This window comes from Brevibacillus sp. FSL K6-2834, from assembly GCF_038592925.1.
Taxonomy (GTDB): Bacteria; Bacillota; Bacilli; order Brevibacillales; family Brevibacillaceae; genus Brevibacillus; species Brevibacillus borstelensis.
In genome coordinates this window covers 1,784,511-1,800,180 of the sequence record NZ_CP151945.1, presented here as the reverse complement: position 1 = coordinate 1,800,180, position 15,670 = coordinate 1,784,511, and the positions used below count along the sequence as shown (strand labels likewise).

Genomic DNA, 15,670 nt, shown 5'->3' with positions numbered 1-15,670 from the left:
CATCCAACTCGCGGCAAGGGCCGTTTATCAATTCCCATCGTATGTACACCGGGTTTCAGCAATACCTCTTTACAGCTCGACAAGCTCGCCGGACTCACCATCGTACATGCAGTCACAGTCAATGACGTAGACAGGAATCGCTTTCTTTCTGCCGCGTCCGCTAGGGTCCGGGTAGTGGGGATCAAACATGTATCTCAGTTTGACAGTTACTCTGCCCTTCAGCGCATCCCAGGCTTCCGCTCTGGTTCGCAGAGCTTTCCGGAAATGGTCGTTTCCTGCGATTCCTTTCTCTTCGGCATGATCGCCTTCTCCCGCTTTGACACTCCGCCAGAAATCCAAAGCGTCTATAATCTGAACGAGTTCCCATGTATCTCGGTCAAAAAAGAAACGGATGCCTCCCCCCATCAAGAGCGGTATGCCGTGAATCATACGATGTACGTGGACGACTACCCGATTTTGGGGGAAGCTCTCGACAGCTTCCTGATCCGGTTTGCGGGTGTAGACGTACTCAAATGGATCGTCAGCATAGGCGGTGGATAAGTACGATCGGACAAGTTCCTTGGCAAGCTCTTTTTCCTCCATCGCAAGATCAGGGAAAAGCGGATGGGGCGCGTCGATCGCTGCTTCTGTCACGTGGTCGGAAAGACGCAGCTGCTCACGGTAGTCCTTGGTCCAAATCGGCTGTTCGTTCCATTTCACTGGCTTTGCGTCCGCTTCGTTCTGATACAATGCAATTCGCTCCAGCACCACGATTTCATCCGAAAACAGAAGTTCCCCCGTTTTGGCGTGAATGACATGCTCATGGCAGACATAGAACGGTTTTTCCAGCGAAAGGACCGGAAGATAGCCCAGGGACAATTGTTCTTCCGTGAGCTTTGCCAAAAGATTGCCGTCCGATATCCGTTCTTCGCCCTCTTCAAACTCGCAGTCATCCCATCTGCAATACAGGTGAAGAAGCTGATTATCATCTGCGTCCAGCCTTATGTCAAATTGCTGGTAGCTTCGGAATGGAATGCCGGCGCGGGCCCGGGAAAAGCTGAGCTCGTACCATTTGTCTCCGCATAACCGCTTTTTCCGGACTACAAGCTCGCCCAGATCAATCGGCAATCCGAGCTTTTCTATCCATTGGATGATGTGCCCCGAGACCTTCCTGTACATCTCATCGTCCATGTCCTCTACATCAAGATTCTCAGCCGTCTGGTCACTGCCATACCGATAGAAGGCAGTCAGCTTTCCCGTGCACGCATCCAGCACGGCGAGTATCGTATTTTTGTTTACCAGGCCTTCCTCATCCAGCTCCGGCTCTCCTCTTTTGTTCCACATCACTTCCATTGTATAGAAGGGCGTCTGGTTCTGTTCGCTATTTCGATAGATGCCGCTCGTTATGACTTCATGCGTACACGGTATGTCTGTCCACTGCTCTATTCTCTTGATCGCTTCTTCAACGGTTATCAGCTTCAAGGGCCATTCCTCCAAAGTACAAAAAATACACCTCTCTTTCAGTACGTGTGAAGAGCCCTGGTGGTTTCCTGAAAAAAAAAGCGTACATCCCAGAGCGGATGCACGCTTTTTGAAAGCTGTGTTTCTTCTTACGAGAAGAAGAAGCGTTTCACAGCGTATTTGGTTGTTTCTTTGTTCATGTGAGCGATCGAAGTGGTGAGCGGAATACCTTTCGGGCAAGCCTGCACGCAGTTTTGCGAGTTTCCGCAGTCACCGATACCGCCGTCCTCCATCAATGCTTCCAGACGCTCATGCTTGTTCATTGCACCAGTCGGATGCTGGTTGAACAAGCGCACTTGCGAGATAGCGAAAGGACCGATGAAGTCGGATTTTTGGTTGACGTTCGGGCATGCTTCCAGACAAACCCCGCACGTCATGCACTTGGACAGCTCATAAGCCCATTGGCGCTCTACCTCAGGCATGCGCGGACCTGGTCCCAGATCGTGGGTACCATCGATCGGAATCCATGCTTTGACGCGTTTCAGGGCGTCAAACATGCGGCTTCGGTCGATAGAGAGGTCGCGCTGAACCGGGAAGGTGCTCATCGGCTCAAGACGGATTGGCTGCTCCAGCTTGTCGATCAGAGCGGAACATGCCTGACGCGGCTTGCCGTTAATCACCATCGAACAAGCGCCGCACACTTCCTCCAGACAGTTGGACTCCCAGTTGACCGGGGAAGTCTTTTGTCCTTGTGCGTTTACAGGGTTGCGCTGAATCTCCATCAACGCACCGATCACGTTCATGTTCGGACGGTACGGGATTTTAAATTCTTCCACATACGGAGCGCTGTTAGGGCTGTCTTGACGAGTGATTTTCAGATGAATAAGCTTTTCTGCCATGATCAGTTCCCTCCCCTCTTACTTCTTCTTCTTGTCAGACGTATAGTCACGTTTACGCGGCGGAATCAGGGAAACATCCACGTCTTCGTAGTAAATTTCCGGTGCAGTCGTCTCCGGATTGTACTTGGCCATCGTTGTTTTCATGAAGTTCTCGTCGTCGCGCTCTGGGAATTCAGGCTTGTAGTGAGCGCCGCGGCTCTCGTTGCGGTTCAATGCGCCGAGCGTGATCACGCGGGCGAGCACAAGCATGTTCCACAGGTGACGAGTGAAGGATGCGCCGGAGTTGCTCCATTTGCTCGTATCGTTGATGTTGATCTTCTTGTAGCGCTCCATCAGTTCCTGAATTTTTTCATCCGTTTTTTGCAGACGGTCATTGTAGCGCACTACCGTTACGTTATCGGTCATCCACTCACCCAGTTCCTTGTGGAGGAGGTATGCGTTTTCAGTGCCGTCCATCTTGAGGATGTTGTCGTACTTCTCTTGGTTTTGCTTGGTATAGCTGTCGAAGATCGCAGAAGACAGATCGTCGGCAGACTCATCCAGACCGTTGATGTACTCGATCGCTTTCGGACCAGCCACCATTCCGCCAAAGATCGCGGACAGAAGCGAGTTCGCACCCAAACGGTTTGCACCGTGCTGGGAGTAATCGCACTCACCTGCAGCAAACAGACCAGGAATATTGGTCATTTGGTTGTAGTCTACCCACATGCCGCCCATCGAGTAGTGAACAGCCGGGAAGATTTTCATCGGAACTTTGCGCGGGTCATCCCCAACAAACTTCTCGTAGATCTCAATGATTCCGCCCAGTTTTACGTCGAGCTCTTTCGGGTCTTTGTGAGACAGGTCCAGATATACCATGTTCTCGCCATTGATACCCAGCTTCATGTCTACACAGACGTGGAAGATTTCGCGGGTCGCAATGTCGCGCGGAACGAGGTTTCCGTACGCCGGGTATTTTTCCTCAAGGAAGTACCACGGTTTTCCGTCTTTGTATGTCCAGACGCGGCCACCCTCACCACGAGCGGATTCAGACATCAGGCGCAGCTTGTCGTCGCCAGGAATCGCAGTCGGGTGAATTTGGATCATTTCGCCGTTCGCGTAAATGACGCCCTGCTGATAAGCCGCAGACGCTGCTGTACCCGTATTGATGATGGAGTTGGTGGATTTACCGAAGATGATACCAGGTCCACCGGTAGCCATAATGACGGCATCTGCGCGGAAAGAGCGAATTTCTGCAGAGCGCAGGTTTTGTGCCGTAATCCCCTTACAGGTGCCTTTCTCGTCCAACACGACACCGAGGAAATCCCAATATTCGTACTTGGTCACAAGACCTTCCGCTTCAAAACGGCGAACTTGCTCGTCCAGAGCGTACAGGAGCTGCTGACCGGTAGTCGCACCAGCAAAAGCGGTACGGTGATGCTTGGTTCCCCCGAAACGGCGGAAGTCCAGAAGTCCTTCTGGTGTACGGTTGAACATGACGCCCATCCGGTCCAGCATGTAGATGATGCCGGGAGCGGCGTCACACATTGCTTTTACAGGCGGCTGGTTGGCCAGGAAGTCTCCCCCGTATACGGTGTCGTCAAAGTGTTCCCAGGTGGAGTCGCCTTCCCCTTTTGTATTAACGGCACCGTTGATACCGCCCTGCGCACATACGGAGTGGGATCGCTTTACCGGAACCAGGGAGAACAACTCGACGGGAACGCCTTTTTCTGCTGCTTTAATGGTAGCCATCAAGCCGGCCAAGCCACCACCGACAATGATCAGTTTACCTTTTGCCATGTATGAGTCCCCCTATCCCTATTGAATGAACGCTGCCATCGCGCTTAAGCCGATGAACGAAACGATAACGAAAATACCCATGGTTACGTAAGTGGCAATGCGTTGGGAACGCGGGCCGACAGTGATTCCCCAGTGAACGAGGAAAGACCAGATACCGTTGGAAAAGTGGAACACGGTGCTGAGAATCCCGATTGCGTAGAAAATGATCATTACAGGACTGCTCAGGATATTGGCCATCATGTCATAGTTGACTTCGGCACCCATCGCTTTTGGAATACGTGTCTCAAATACGTGCCATGCGATAAAGATGAGCGTGATAATACCTGTCAGGCGCTGCCACAGGAACATCTGGTTCCGGAATTGACTGAAGCTGCCGACGTTGTGCTTTGCTTGGAAAGCAATGTAGATCCCATACACAGCGTGGAACAGGATGGGAATGTAGATAAAGACAAATTCCAAGACAATCAAAAACGGAACATGTTCAATCAATCCTACGACCTCATTGAACGCTTCCGGTCCTCGGGTTGCCTGATAGTTCGCTGTCAAGTGGAACAAGAGAAACAGCCCGACTGGGAACAAACCGAGTAATGAGTGAAGCCTGTGACTCAAAAAGCTATGGCCTTTCGCCATACAGTGGTCCCCCTTTCAATTATATGTCGCGTCCTTTTCATAGAGCTTTTCTCCACTATCCTAACCCATTGCCACCATGGTTACACATAATCGAAGGGCGACTTTCTCCCTGGGCGTGGCAAATTGTGTCGGAATACGGAAAAAAGTTGGGCAAAACGTTGACCAAAACCAATTGTACTCCTGTCTTTATAGAGCGTCAAGACAATGAATAGACTAATTCTATTTTTAGAATGGACTAAAAAAATTTGCTATTTTCTATGAATCTGTCATATCCCGCTTCTCTTTCTCATACTACTATATCAAGTAACAAACCAGACCGCATTCTCTCGCAGGCCTCGGTGCAAAACCTTTGCAAAAAGGGACAAGCACCGGCCGCCTGTGCTAGAAAAGGAGGCATCCCGGTGAAAGAACAGGAACAACTCGGGGCACTGCTCCCCTCCCGTGTCATTACCGACATCGAACGCATTCACATGCCCTACCTGGGCTATCATCTGCTTCGCGAAAAACTGACAAGCACTCTTTTGGGAGAAAGCGAGCAAGCCATTCTCCACTGGCTGGGAAAAGACATTGGCCGTCAGATTCCGATCCAGTCCGCAGCGGGCCTCGTCATGCCTTTTATCAGGCTGGGCCTCGGCAAGCTGGATGTCCTGGAGGAGGGAGAGCGTCATTATCGATATCGATTGACGCACACGATTTTTTCATACATGCCGCCTGAACGAATTTTGCGCTCTCTGGCCCTGGAATGCGGAATCATTGCCGGAGCCGTCAACAGGTGGCAGGGCAGGGAGCCGGAGGTGCGAATGGAGCTGGCCGAGAAGGGGAGCGTCTTGATCTCTTTGGCTGTTTGAATGCGTGATTCTTCTGGTGCCATCACCTGAACAAAAGTCCCGGATCAGCTTCCCTATATTTATATAGAAGAAACAGGAAAAAGGAATCAAATGCGCCTCGCTGCAATGAACAGCCAGACGGTCATATTTAACCCCCCTCTTCAACGAAAAGGGGGGAGGCGACTCTTGTATGTGGTTGTGCTTACAAACTGTGCACCACGGCTTCTTCGCTTACGTCCAAGCCGTAGGCCGTATGCAAGCTGCGAACTGCCAGTTCCGTAAGTTCTGCGGGAATCACGCAAGAAACCTTGATGTCGGAGGTGGATACCATTTTGATCGTGATGTCCTGCTCGGCCAAGACGCGGAACATCTCGGCGGCAACCCCCGGATTGTTCACCATGCCGGCACCGACGATCGATACCTTGGTCAGGCCCTCTTCATGATCGACTTTTTCAAAGCCAAGCTCTGCCTGATTGGAGGAGAGGGTTTCCAGCGCTTTTGGCAGGTCGCTGGCAGCCACCGTGAACGAGATGTTCGTCACGTCCGCATCATAGGAGCTTTGGATAATGATGTCTACGTTTACCTGGTTGTCAGCCAGCGTATTGAAGAGGCGGGACAGGGTTCCCACTCGCGCAGGCATGCCCACGACCGTCAGTTTTGCCACATCTTCATCATGTGCCACGCCGCTTACTACTCTTCCTGTTTCCATATTGGCAACCTCCTCTACGTACGTACCTTCTTCAGCCGTAAAACTGGATCGGACGACGAGCCGCACTTTGTATGTTTTGGCCGCTTCCACAGAGCGCGGGTGAAGAACACCGGCCCCCAGATTGGCCAGCTCCAGCATTTCGTCATATGAGATACTGTCCAGCTTTTGCGCGGACGGAACGACCCGCGGATCGGCCGTATACACGCCGGCCACATCCGTAAAGATCTCGCATCTGTCGGCATTCAGGCCGGCTGCAAGCGCTACGGCAGAAGTATCGGAACCGCCTCGTCCCAATGTGGTTATTTCTCCTTCGGCACTGACCCCTTGAAACCCTGCCACAATGACGACACGTCCCCGGGCCAGTTCCTTTTGAATCCGCTCGGTTTTGATTTCCGTGATCCGCGCTTTGCTGTGGATCGCTTCTGTTGTGACACCAGCCTGCCAGCCGGTGAGAGAAATGGCGTCATAGCCGCGCTGATGCAGAGCCATGGACAAAAGTGCGATGGAGACCTGTTCACCTGTCGCCAAGAGCATATCCATCTCGCGCTCCGAAGGGTAGGCGGAAATTTGTTTGGCCATATCCACCAGCACATCTGTCGACTTGCCCATCGCGGATACGACAATGACCATATCATGGCCCGCTTTTTTATATTCAATAATCCGGTCTGCTACTCGAAAAATGCGTTCAATGCTACCAACGGAGGTCCCTCCGTATTTCTGCACGATCAACCCCATGCGGCTTCTCTCCCTTTTCCTTGAATAGACCAATGTCTCTATGGATATTCTCTGTCGAAACGAAACGTTGCATGAGTCTTTTCCTTATCAAAAAAGGCAACGACAAGGAAAATACCTGCCGTTGCCTACGTAATAGACAATATCGGTTCCTCCTTCCCTGGACCACGCAAGCCGCTGGCACAAAGCATGACAGTACAGCCCCTGTCATCTACACGCAGCAGACTCGTGAGATAGCTCTCCATCCGGCAATGGGGTATTGCTCAGATGACAGTCCTGTATTTGTTCAACACAGGCCCAGCACGCAAGGAAGCGGGTCTTCCCTCCGTACTTCGGCGAATCCCCCTTTCCGCTACCCGTCAACGATCCCGATCTCAGGGTGGTACTCATGGTTTTCGCGCCTCTACCTCACTCCAATAAAGGGAAGTGAGGTTACATATTCTGTTTGAAAGGGATTATATCACGCAAAAGGCACCGGTTCAAATATTATTTTGAACAATTTCTCAGCTCACATCTTCCTGAGATGGGCGATAATCTCCCGGGCCAGCTTGTCGCCAATCCCGAGCTGCCTGAAATCCTCGACAGTCGCCTCTTTCATCTTTTTCAGCGAACCAAAATGCTGGAACAGAAGCTTGCGCCGTTTTTCGCCGATGCCGGGAATGTCGTCCAACTGGGAAGAGAGCATCGTCTTTGTCCGGGCCTGCCGGTGAAACGTAATCGCAAATCGGTGGACCTCATCCTGCACGCGCTGGAGCAGGTAAAACTCATAGCTGTCCCGCTTCAGCTCGACCGGCTCGGGCGGATTCCCGTAGAGGAGCTGGGCAGTCTTGTGCTTTTCATCCTTGGCCAGACCGCATACCGGGATGTAGAGCCCCAATTCATTTTCCAGCACATCTATCGCAGCGCTGATCTGTCCTTTGCCTCCGTCAATTACGATCAGGTCGGGCAGCGTCTGGTTTTCCTTCAGCAGGCGCGTGTACCGGCGCCGGACTACCTCGCGCATCGAGCCGTAATCATCCGGCCCCTCGACGCTTTTGATCTTGAATTTCCGGTACTCTTTTTTGTCCGGGCGTCCATCTGTAAACACGACCATCGCAGAGACCGGCTCTGTCCCCTGAATGTTGGAGTTGTCAAACGCTTCGATCCGGTGCGGGGTTCCGATCCCGAGAATATGGCCCAGATTGTGCACAGCCTGAATCGTCCGGGCATCGTCCTTGGACATGAGCGCAAATTTCTCCTGCAGGGCAATGCGGGCATTCTCGCTGGCCATCTGCACCAGCTCCCGCTTTTTGCCGCGCTTCGGCGCATGCACCTTCACGCCCAGCCACTCGGCGAGCAGCTCCGGATCGCTTTCCTCCGGCAGCAGGATTTCCCGGGGGAGGGCATTCTGCTTGTCAAAGTAAAACTGGCTGACGTAGGACATGAAATCCTCTTTTTCGCCGCCGTAGTAAGGAAAAGAGGTCGTATCCCGCTCAATCATTTTGCCTTGCCTCATATAGAAAACCTGGACGCACATCCAGCCTTTCTCTACAGAAAATCCGATGATGTCGCGGTCGACCGTATCGGTGAAGGTCACCTTTTGCTTCTCCATGACCGCCTCGATGCTGCGGATCTGGTCACGGTACTCCTTGGCCCGTTCAAACTCCATATTCTCCGCCGCCTGCTGCATTTTCTCCGTCAACTGCTTTTTCATTTCCTCGTGGCCGCCGTCGAGAAAACGGGCAATCTCCTCGACCAGCCGCTGATTCTCCGCCGCCTCTACCTCGTACACACAAGGCGCCAGACATTGTCCCAAATGGTAGTAGAGACAGACCTGCTTCGGCATCGTTTTGCACTTGCGCAGCGGGTAGAGTCGATCCAGCAGCTTTTTCACCTCGGAAGCCGCGCCCGCGTTCGCGTACGGACCGAAGTAACGTGCCTTGTCCTTCAGCACTTTGCGGGTAATCTCCAGCCGCGGCTGCGCTTCGTTGGTGATCTTGATGTAGGGGTACGTCTTGTCGTCCATCAGTTTGACATTGTAGCGCGGATTGTGCTTTTTGATCAGATTGCACTCCAGGATGAGCGCTTCGATCGCTGAAGAGACGACGATGTATTCAAAATCGGCAATCTCGCTGACCAACAGCTGCGTCTTGCCGTCATGGCTTCCGGTAAAATAGGAGCGAACGCGGTTTTTCAGCACTTTGGCCTTGCCCACGTAAATAATTTCGCCCTCTTCGTTCTTCATCAGGTAGCAGCCCGGCTTATCCGGCAGGACTGCCAGCTTGTCTTTCAAGGAGCTGTTCACGGCTGCTCCCTCCCTTTCATGTACTCTCTACTCTCATAGACCGCTTCTGCGGTGCTGGGCAAGCGGTTGTTCCAGTGTATAAAAATCATCCTCCAGAGCGCTCATCCGCTCCAGCATCAGCTTGCGGCAATCCTCAACCGCCTGATTGTAAACGACAGGACCCAGGGTTTTCACAAAAAAATCAAGCATCTGCTCTGCGGCCAGACGCCCCAGCTCTTCTCCCCGCTCATCCTGAAAATACAACTGAACCTGGTTGATCACATGCTCTCTCTGTTCACGTGGAAACTTTGTTATTTTCACCTGAGTTCCTCCTCCCGCTCATTTGTCACACGTTTCTTTCATAAAAGATTTTGCAGGAAAACCATGTATGGCAATCTCGGTACATCGAGGTGACTGGCTCAAATTTGAAATGCGCACCGAATTCCCCCGCACACATCTGAAAAAAGCAGATTGAGGGAACATACGTTGTCCTTCCATGTTACCATGTTTTCAGTGAAAACTCGACGGAATCTCTCCCCATCTATTTGAAAAAGCACCATATCTATCCTTGAATGAACCGAAAAAAGCAGCACCCGCCATAGGCGAATGCTGCTTCTCAAAGACCGTATTGCAAGTCTTTACAGGTGTTTGCCGACAGTTCCCATGAGGGCTTCCTTCGGTTGGAAACCGATCACTTTATCTACCGGTTGACCGTCTTTGAATACGATCAGGGTAGGGATGGACATGACGCCAAAACGGCCTGCAGACTCCGGATTGTCATCGACATTTACTTTCACGATTTTGAGCTTGCTGCCTACTTCGCTGTCGATTTGCTCCAATACAGGTGCGATCATTTTGCAAGGGCCGCACCAAGGAGCCCAGAAGTCAACCAGGACAGTTCCGCCTTGCTCTACTTCCTGGGAAAAGGTCTGATCGGTTGCATTAACGATAGCCATGGAATATTACCTCCTTAAATTCGGTACGGAAAAAGGTTCCACACGCCACTCAGTATACCATCCCCCGTAAAAAAAGACTACGTGCGGCGACACTTTCTGACATGTCAAAGTATAGTTTGTCCGAAGCGCCCGTTCCCTATCGCCTTCTTGGGCTGCCTCCGCAAAAAACAGCCTCGCTTCAGAGGAAGCAAGGCTGCAGATGTTCGTACGCCAGGGTTACACCAAAACCTTTTTAAATTCTGCGGTCAGCAGCGGAACGACCTCAAACAGGTCTCCCACGATACCGTAATCAGCTACTTGGAAAATTGGCGCTTCCGGATCTTTGTTGATCGCGACAATGACTTTGGAATTGGACATTCCCGCCAAATGCTGAATCGCACCGGAAATGCCGCAGGCGATGTACAGGTCCGGCGTCACCACTTTTCCGGTCTGGCCGATCTGCATGGAGTAATCGCAATAGTCGGCATCGCAGGCCCCGCGGGACGCTCCTACCGCCGCTCCCAGCACGTCAGCCAGCTCATTGAGCGGCTGGAAGCCATCCGCGCTCTTTACGCCGCGGCCGCCGGAGACGATGATCTTCGCTTCTGAAAGGTCGACCTTTCCGCTCGTTTTGCGAACGACTTCGCGCACGATGGAACGAAGGTCTTTGATCTCGACTTCAAATGGCACGACCGTCGCGGTTTTGCCTGTGTCGGCAGTACCTGCGGCGATGTTGTTCGGACGGATTGTAACCATGATTTTTCCGTCTTCAAAACGGCGCTTTTGAAACGCCTTCCCTGCGTAAATCGGCCTGACGAAAACTGGACCCGCTTCGAGCGCGGTAACATCCGAAACCAGTCCCCATCCAAGGCGTGCAGAAACGCGAGGAGCCACGTCACGGCCGATCGCCGTATGTCCGAGGACGACTGCGTCAGGACCGACAAACTCGATCAACTGCTTCAGCGCCTGGCTGTAAGCATCTGATGTGTATTGTGCCAGATCGGCGTGATCAACCACATAGACCGTGCCCGCTCCATGGTGTCCGAGAGCTTCGGCATGTGAAGCCGTATTCGGCCCGAACAGTGCAGCGACCACTTCTCCTCCCTCTGCAAGTATCCCTGCTGCGGCGAGTGCTTCCAGAGAGACATTGCGCAATTGTCCGTCACGTACTTCTGCTACTACCAGTACTTTTTTCATCAGAATCTCTCCCTCTCGCTTAGATTACTTTTGCTTCATTTCGCAGCAATTGCACCAATTCGGACACTTGTGCCGGGATTTCGCCGGCAAGGATGCGGCCTGCTTCCTTCTTCGGCGGCAGTGTCTGATCGACAACCTGTGTCTTCGGCGCAACATCTGCGGCAGAAAGGCCAAGATCGTCAGCAGTCAGGCGCTCCAAAGGCTTTTTCTTGGCCTTCATGATGCCTGGGAGAGAAGGATAGCGAGGCTCGTTCAGCCCTTGCTGTGCCGTGATCAGAACTGGGAGGCTCGTCTCCACCACTTCCGTATCCCCTTCGACGTCGCGCTCCACGCGAACGGAGCTGCCGTTGATCTCCAGCTTGACCGCTGTGGACACATGGTTGATGCCCAGCTCCTCCGCAAGGCGAGGACCGCCTTGTCCGGCTCCCGAGTCGACCGCCATTTGTCCGCCCAGGATCAGGTCGTAGCCGGTTTTGCGAGCTACCGCGGCCAATACCTTCGCCGTCGTATACTCGTCGCCGAACAGCGACTCGTCATCCACCAGAATGGCTTTGTCCGCTCCCATTGCCAATGCGGTACGGAGTTCTTTTTCCACGCGATCCGGACCTACCGAGACGACGGTCACTTCGCCCCCGTGCTCTTCCTTCAGCTTGATCGCTTCTTCAATGGCGTATTCATCGTATGGATTGATGATAAACTCAACGCCGTCATCCTGGATTTTGCCGTCTTGAATCACGATTTTTTCCTCGGTATCAAACGTTTGCTTCATGACAACCAGAATATTCACAAGAATACCTCCCTCATAGTGACGCTGCTGCCTCACGTATGCTGCTGCGGCGAGCTGCATCCTGGTGCCCCCCCCGGAAACGCTGGGCAACGAATCCCTTTACCGTGCCTTCCATGTAGGTTCTAGCGATCGGCGAATTGCGGCTTTCGCTTTTCCAGAAAAGCGGCAACTCCTTCTTTTATGTCCTCTGTCCCGAATGCTTGGCCAAACAGCTTTGCCTCCTGTTCGATACCGGCAACGGGACCGTCTGTCATTCCTGTATGAATCGCGTTCAAAGCGAGCTTCATCGTGACGGAGCTCTTTTGGGCGATGACCGCAGCCAGTTCCTTTGCTTTTGCGAGCAGTTCATCGAGCGGGTACACAGCCTCCACCAGTCCGATCCGCAGCGCTTCTTCGCCGCCGATCATCTCCGAGGTGAGGATCATCTGTGTCGCTTTTCCTCGTCCCACCAGCCGGGGCAGTCTTTGCGTGCCGCCGTAGCCCGGGATGAGTCCGAGGTTCAGCTCCGGCAGACCCAGCTTCGCTTCCGGAGCAGCCAGTCTGATGTGGCAAGCCATGGCCAGTTCGAGGCCGCCGCCGAGGCAGGCTCCGTTGATGGCCGCTATAATCGGCTTGGGAAAGCTCTCCAGACGGTCAAACAGCTTCTGGCCGCGCTTCGCCATTTCTTCCGCATCTGCCGGCGAAAGCTCGGTAAACTCTTTAATGTCAGCGCCGGCGATAAAGAAGCGGCCTTCCCCGGTAACGACAATCGCCTTTACGAGCGCGTCATTTTCCAGTTCATCCAGGAGCGCTGCCAATTCCTTCAACGTCTCGTGGCTGAGAGCGTTGGCCGGCGGGCGGTTCACGGAAACGACCGCGATCCGGTCTTCCTTATGGACATTCCAATGAGAATACATCCTCTCTCCCCCTCTTCCTTTTCCCAAAAATGAAGGGCGCTGCTATCTGAGCGAACGCTCAGTCTTGCTATTCCCATTGTAACAAACGGACTGTCTCAACAAAAGCGTTTTCTTTCTCATTTGCCCTTCAAGCCAAATTGGAAGAGGTTATGAATGGGATCGACATGAGAAAGCAGGTCGTACTTGCATTGTTTCATGACCCAGGACGTCGTCACTTCATCCAGCGTGCCAAAAATCATTTTTCGAGCCAACCGGACATCGAGGTCGGAACGGAATACACCCTTTTCGATTCCTTCTCTGATCAACTCTTCGATCAGGTCGAAATACTGCTTCATGACCGCACCGATGCCCTCGCTGATTTCCTGATTGGATTGACGCAATTCGATCTGCGTCACTTTTGCCAGCTCCTGGTCGCGCGATAATTGGCTCAGATGAGTGTGAACAAGGATGTACAATTTTTGTTCGATGGATTCTGCCTGTGCCAGGCGTCCTCGGCCTTCCTCGATAAATGCTCCCATCTTCTCGTTGAAGAGCGAGATGAGGATGTCATCCTTGTTCTCAAAGTAGAGGTAGATCGTTCCGTCCGCTACCTTCGCCTCTTTTGCAATTCTGGATACCTGGGCGTTGTGATAGCCCTGCCGAGCGATGACGCGAACAGCCGCATCAATGATGGCTTGATACTTTTCCCCCGTTTTTTTCGCCATGATTCCCTCCACATTGATAGACAAGTCATTGCAACTGAATGACTATTCATTCATATTTAGTGTATGACAGTTCCCCTATTCTGTCAATCCAAAAGAAATGGCCTTCCTCCACGGAAGACCGCCAATCTGTCAGCTTGTTTTTTCCTGTTCATGCTGCTCTCGCCGAGCTTTGTCCTCCTCCTGGAGTTGACGGCGGAGAACCTTGCCGACGATCGTTTTTGGCAGTTCGGAACGCACCTCGTATTGCCTGGGTATTTTGTAGGCAGCCAAGCGCTGGCGACAGTACTGTTCCAGCTCGCTTTCGGCAACCTGCTGTCCTTCTTTGAATACGACAAAAGCCTTCACCGTTTCCCCGCGGTAAGGATCAGGCACTCCGATGACGGCCGCTTCCTGTATCGCCGGGTGCTCAAACAAAACTTCCTCCACCTCGCGAGGATAAATGTTGAATCCTCCCGCGATGATCATGTCTTTTTTTCGATCGACGATATAAAAATACCCACCCTCGTCCATATAGGCCATATCGCCCGTCAACAGCCAGCCGTCGCGCAGGACAGCCGCTGTTTCCTCCGGTCTGTTCCAATAGCCTGTCATGACTTGCGGTCCTTTGACGGCCAGCTCGCCAATCTCTCCCTGCGGCAGCTCCTCTCCCGTAGCAGGGTCGATAATTCGACAGTCCGTGTCCGGCCACGGCAAACCGATGCTGCCGTTCCTCCTTTTTCCCCAGATCGGATTGGAATGCGTGACAGGGGACGCCTCTGTCAATCCGTAGCCTTCCACCAGCTTTCCTCCGGTCAGCTCTTCGAACCGGGTCTGCACCTCCACCGGCAAAGCCGCGGAGCCGCTGACGCATGCCTCGATCGACTTCAAATCGTATTTGGGCAAATCCGGGTGATTGATCAAGCCGATATACATCGTCGGGGCGCCGGGGAAAAGGGTCGGCTTCTTCTTGTCGATCAGGCTCAGGATCTCCTTGACGTTGAATTTCGGCACGAGAATCAGTTCTGCCGCGATTGAAATTCCTTGATTCATCACGGTTGTCATCCCGTACACGTGAAACAGGGGAAGCGCTCCCAGAATGCGTTCCGTTCCCCGCTTGGTTTTATACAGAACAGCTTGGCACTGAATCGTGTTGGCGATCAAATTTTTGTGGGTCAGCATGACGCCTTTGGCTACTCCTGTCGTTCCCCCGGTGTACTGCAGCAAAGCCAGATCATGCTCCGGGTCGATATCAGGAGAGACAGGCGTGACAGCGCTTTCTTTCAACACAGAAAGAAAAGCCTCAACATCGCTTCCATAGGTGATTTGCGGATTGTGGCCTTGTTTTTTCTGTACGAATGGGTATATCCATCTTTTCACTGTCGGCAAAAAGTCGCCAATACTCGTAATAATCAGACGTTTTAAAGGCGTGGAAGGTCTTACGCCGGCGACGCGCTTGTACAACAGGTCCAATGCAATGATCGTCTCGGCACCTGAATCATGCAGCTGGTGAATCAGCTCCCGCTCGGTGTACAGCGGGTTGGTCATGACGACAGTGGCCCCCGCGAATAAGGCTCCGTAATAGGAAATCACGGCCTGCGGACAATTGGGAAGCATGATGGCCACCCTGTCTCCTTTTTTGACGCCTCGCTTGATCAAAGCGTTGGCGAACTGGTAGGACATCGTCAACAGCTCACGGTAGGCAATCCGTTTCCCCATAAAAAAAAGGGCATTTCTCTCGGGAAAATCTGCTGCCGCCTGCTCCAGAAAATACGTCAGCGGAACACGGGGGTATTCCAGTGACGGTGCGGTTTCGGGCGGGTAACTAGCAATCCAAGGCTTGGCAATAGACATGGGCATTCCCTCCAGTCCCATATTGACCTTACCTCTCCCGTA

At 52.8% G+C, this 15,670-nt stretch carries 14 protein-coding genes and 1 riboswitch; of the genes, 1 reads left to right on the top strand and 13 read right to left on the bottom strand.

All coding sequences use genetic code 11. The features are described 5' to 3' along the window. Positions 1–69: 69 nt before the first annotated feature. From NST96_RS08880 to NST96_RS08865, 4 genes are all read right to left on the bottom strand, one after another. Positions 70–1,461 (bottom strand): hypothetical protein, encoded by a 1,392-nt coding sequence (locus tag NST96_RS08880; RefSeq protein WP_339167634.1) that lies wholly within the window; start codon positions 1,459–1,461, stop codon positions 70–72. A 128-nt stretch (positions 1,462–1,589) separates the two neighbouring features. Then, positions 1,590–2,339 carry a succinate dehydrogenase iron-sulfur subunit gene (gene sdhB / locus NST96_RS08875; protein WP_003387745.1) on the bottom strand — a complete coding sequence of 250 codons (750 nt, stop codon included), beginning with the start codon at positions 2,337–2,339 and terminating at the stop codon, positions 1,590–1,592. An 18-nt stretch (positions 2,340–2,357) separates the two neighbouring features. Next, positions 2,358–4,118, bottom strand: a complete 1,761-nt coding sequence (gene sdhA / locus NST96_RS08870; protein ID WP_003387746.1) for a succinate dehydrogenase flavoprotein subunit — start codon at positions 4,116–4,118, stop codon at positions 2,358–2,360. A gap of 18 nt (positions 4,119–4,136) precedes the next feature. Then, on the bottom strand, positions 4,137–4,748 hold the full coding sequence (locus tag NST96_RS08865) for a succinate dehydrogenase cytochrome b558 subunit (RefSeq protein ID WP_003387747.1): 612 nt from the start codon (positions 4,746–4,748) through the stop codon (positions 4,137–4,139). A 401-nt stretch (positions 4,749–5,149) separates the two neighbouring features. Between NST96_RS08865 and NST96_RS08860 the strand changes: the two genes are divergently transcribed. Beyond that, complete coding sequence (locus tag NST96_RS08860; RefSeq protein ID WP_003387748.1) at positions 5,150–5,596, top strand: DUF2507 domain-containing protein; 447 nt, start codon at positions 5,150–5,152, stop codon at positions 5,594–5,596. Positions 5,597–5,777: 181 nt separating this feature from the next. Here NST96_RS08860 and NST96_RS08855 read toward each other — a convergent pair whose 3' ends face one another. The 9 genes from NST96_RS08855 to NST96_RS08815 all read right to left on the bottom strand — a co-directional run bounded on the left by NST96_RS08855 (position 5,778) and on the right by NST96_RS08815 (position 15,628). After that, entirely contained in the window at positions 5,778–7,019 is a 1,242-nt protein-coding gene (locus NST96_RS08855) for an aspartate kinase (RefSeq protein WP_003387749.1), read from the bottom strand. Between the two features lie 223 nt (positions 7,020–7,242). Next, positions 7,243–7,430, bottom strand: a riboswitch (Lysine riboswitch). Between the two features lie 94 nt (positions 7,431–7,524). After that, a complete protein-coding gene (gene uvrC, locus NST96_RS08850) occupies positions 7,525–9,300 on the bottom strand; it encodes an excinuclease ABC subunit UvrC (protein WP_342406078.1) in 1,776 nt (591 codons plus the stop codon). 33 nt (positions 9,301–9,333) lie between these two features. Further along, on the bottom strand, positions 9,334–9,600 hold the full coding sequence (locus NST96_RS08845; protein WP_342406076.1) for a DUF2164 domain-containing protein: 267 nt from the start codon (positions 9,598–9,600) through the stop codon (positions 9,334–9,336). A gap of 317 nt (positions 9,601–9,917) precedes the next feature. Continuing rightward, positions 9,918–10,235: a thioredoxin gene (gene trxA / locus NST96_RS08840; protein WP_003387752.1), complete on the bottom strand. Its 318-nt coding sequence runs from the start codon at positions 10,233–10,235 to the stop codon at positions 9,918–9,920. 216 nt (positions 10,236–10,451) lie between these two features. Beyond that, positions 10,452–11,411 (bottom strand): electron transfer flavoprotein subunit alpha/FixB family protein, encoded by a 960-nt coding sequence (locus tag NST96_RS08835; RefSeq protein ID WP_031932323.1) that lies wholly within the window; start codon positions 11,409–11,411, stop codon positions 10,452–10,454. Positions 11,412–11,430: 19 nt separating this feature from the next. Then, positions 11,431–12,198, bottom strand: a complete 768-nt coding sequence (locus NST96_RS08830; protein WP_003387754.1) for an electron transfer flavoprotein subunit beta/FixA family protein — start codon at positions 12,196–12,198, stop codon at positions 11,431–11,433. A 122-nt stretch (positions 12,199–12,320) separates the two neighbouring features. Beyond that, positions 12,321–13,094 carry an enoyl-CoA hydratase gene (locus NST96_RS08825; protein WP_039069955.1) on the bottom strand — a complete coding sequence of 258 codons (774 nt, stop codon included), beginning with the start codon at positions 13,092–13,094 and terminating at the stop codon, positions 12,321–12,323. A 116-nt stretch (positions 13,095–13,210) separates the two neighbouring features. Beyond that, positions 13,211–13,798 carry a TetR/AcrR family transcriptional regulator gene (locus NST96_RS08820; RefSeq protein WP_024984375.1) on the bottom strand — a complete coding sequence of 196 codons (588 nt, stop codon included), beginning with the start codon at positions 13,796–13,798 and terminating at the stop codon, positions 13,211–13,213. Positions 13,799–13,927: 129 nt separating this feature from the next. Continuing rightward, entirely contained in the window at positions 13,928–15,628 is a 1,701-nt protein-coding gene (locus NST96_RS08815; RefSeq protein WP_024984376.1) for an AMP-binding protein, read from the bottom strand. Positions 15,629–15,670 lie beyond the last annotated feature (42 nt).

What these genes read in the sequence shown, in the direction of transcription:
- sdhB (WP_003387745.1), bottom strand. Translation starts at nt 2,339, where the DNA reads ATGGCAGAAAAGCTTATTCATCTGAAAATCACTCGTCAAGACAGCCCT.
- sdhA (WP_003387746.1), bottom strand. Translation starts at nt 4,118, where the DNA reads ATGGCAAAAGGTAAACTGATCATTGTCGGTGGTGGCTTGGCCGGCTTG.
- NST96_RS08865 (WP_003387747.1), bottom strand. Translation starts at nt 4,748, where the DNA reads ATGGCGAAAGGCCATAGCTTTTTGAGTCACAGGCTTCACTCATTACTC.
- NST96_RS08855 (WP_003387749.1), bottom strand. Translation starts at nt 7,019, where the DNA reads ATGGGGTTGATCGTGCAGAAATACGGAGGGACCTCCGTTGGTAGCATT.
- trxA (WP_003387752.1), bottom strand. Translation starts at nt 10,235, where the DNA reads ATGGCTATCGTTAATGCAACCGATCAGACCTTTTCCCAGGAAGTAGAG.
- NST96_RS08835 (WP_031932323.1), bottom strand. Translation starts at nt 11,411, where the DNA reads ATGAAAAAAGTACTGGTAGTAGCAGAAGTACGTGACGGACAATTGCGC.
- NST96_RS08825 (WP_039069955.1), bottom strand. Translation starts at nt 13,094, where the DNA reads ATGTATTCTCATTGGAATGTCCATAAGGAAGACCGGATCGCGGTCGTT.
- NST96_RS08820 (WP_024984375.1), bottom strand. Translation starts at nt 13,798, where the DNA reads ATGGCGAAAAAAACGGGGGAAAAGTATCAAGCCATCATTGATGCGGCT.
- NST96_RS08815 (WP_024984376.1), bottom strand. Translation starts at nt 15,628, where the DNA reads ATGTCTATTGCCAAGCCTTGGATTGCTAGTTACCCGCCCGAAACCGCA.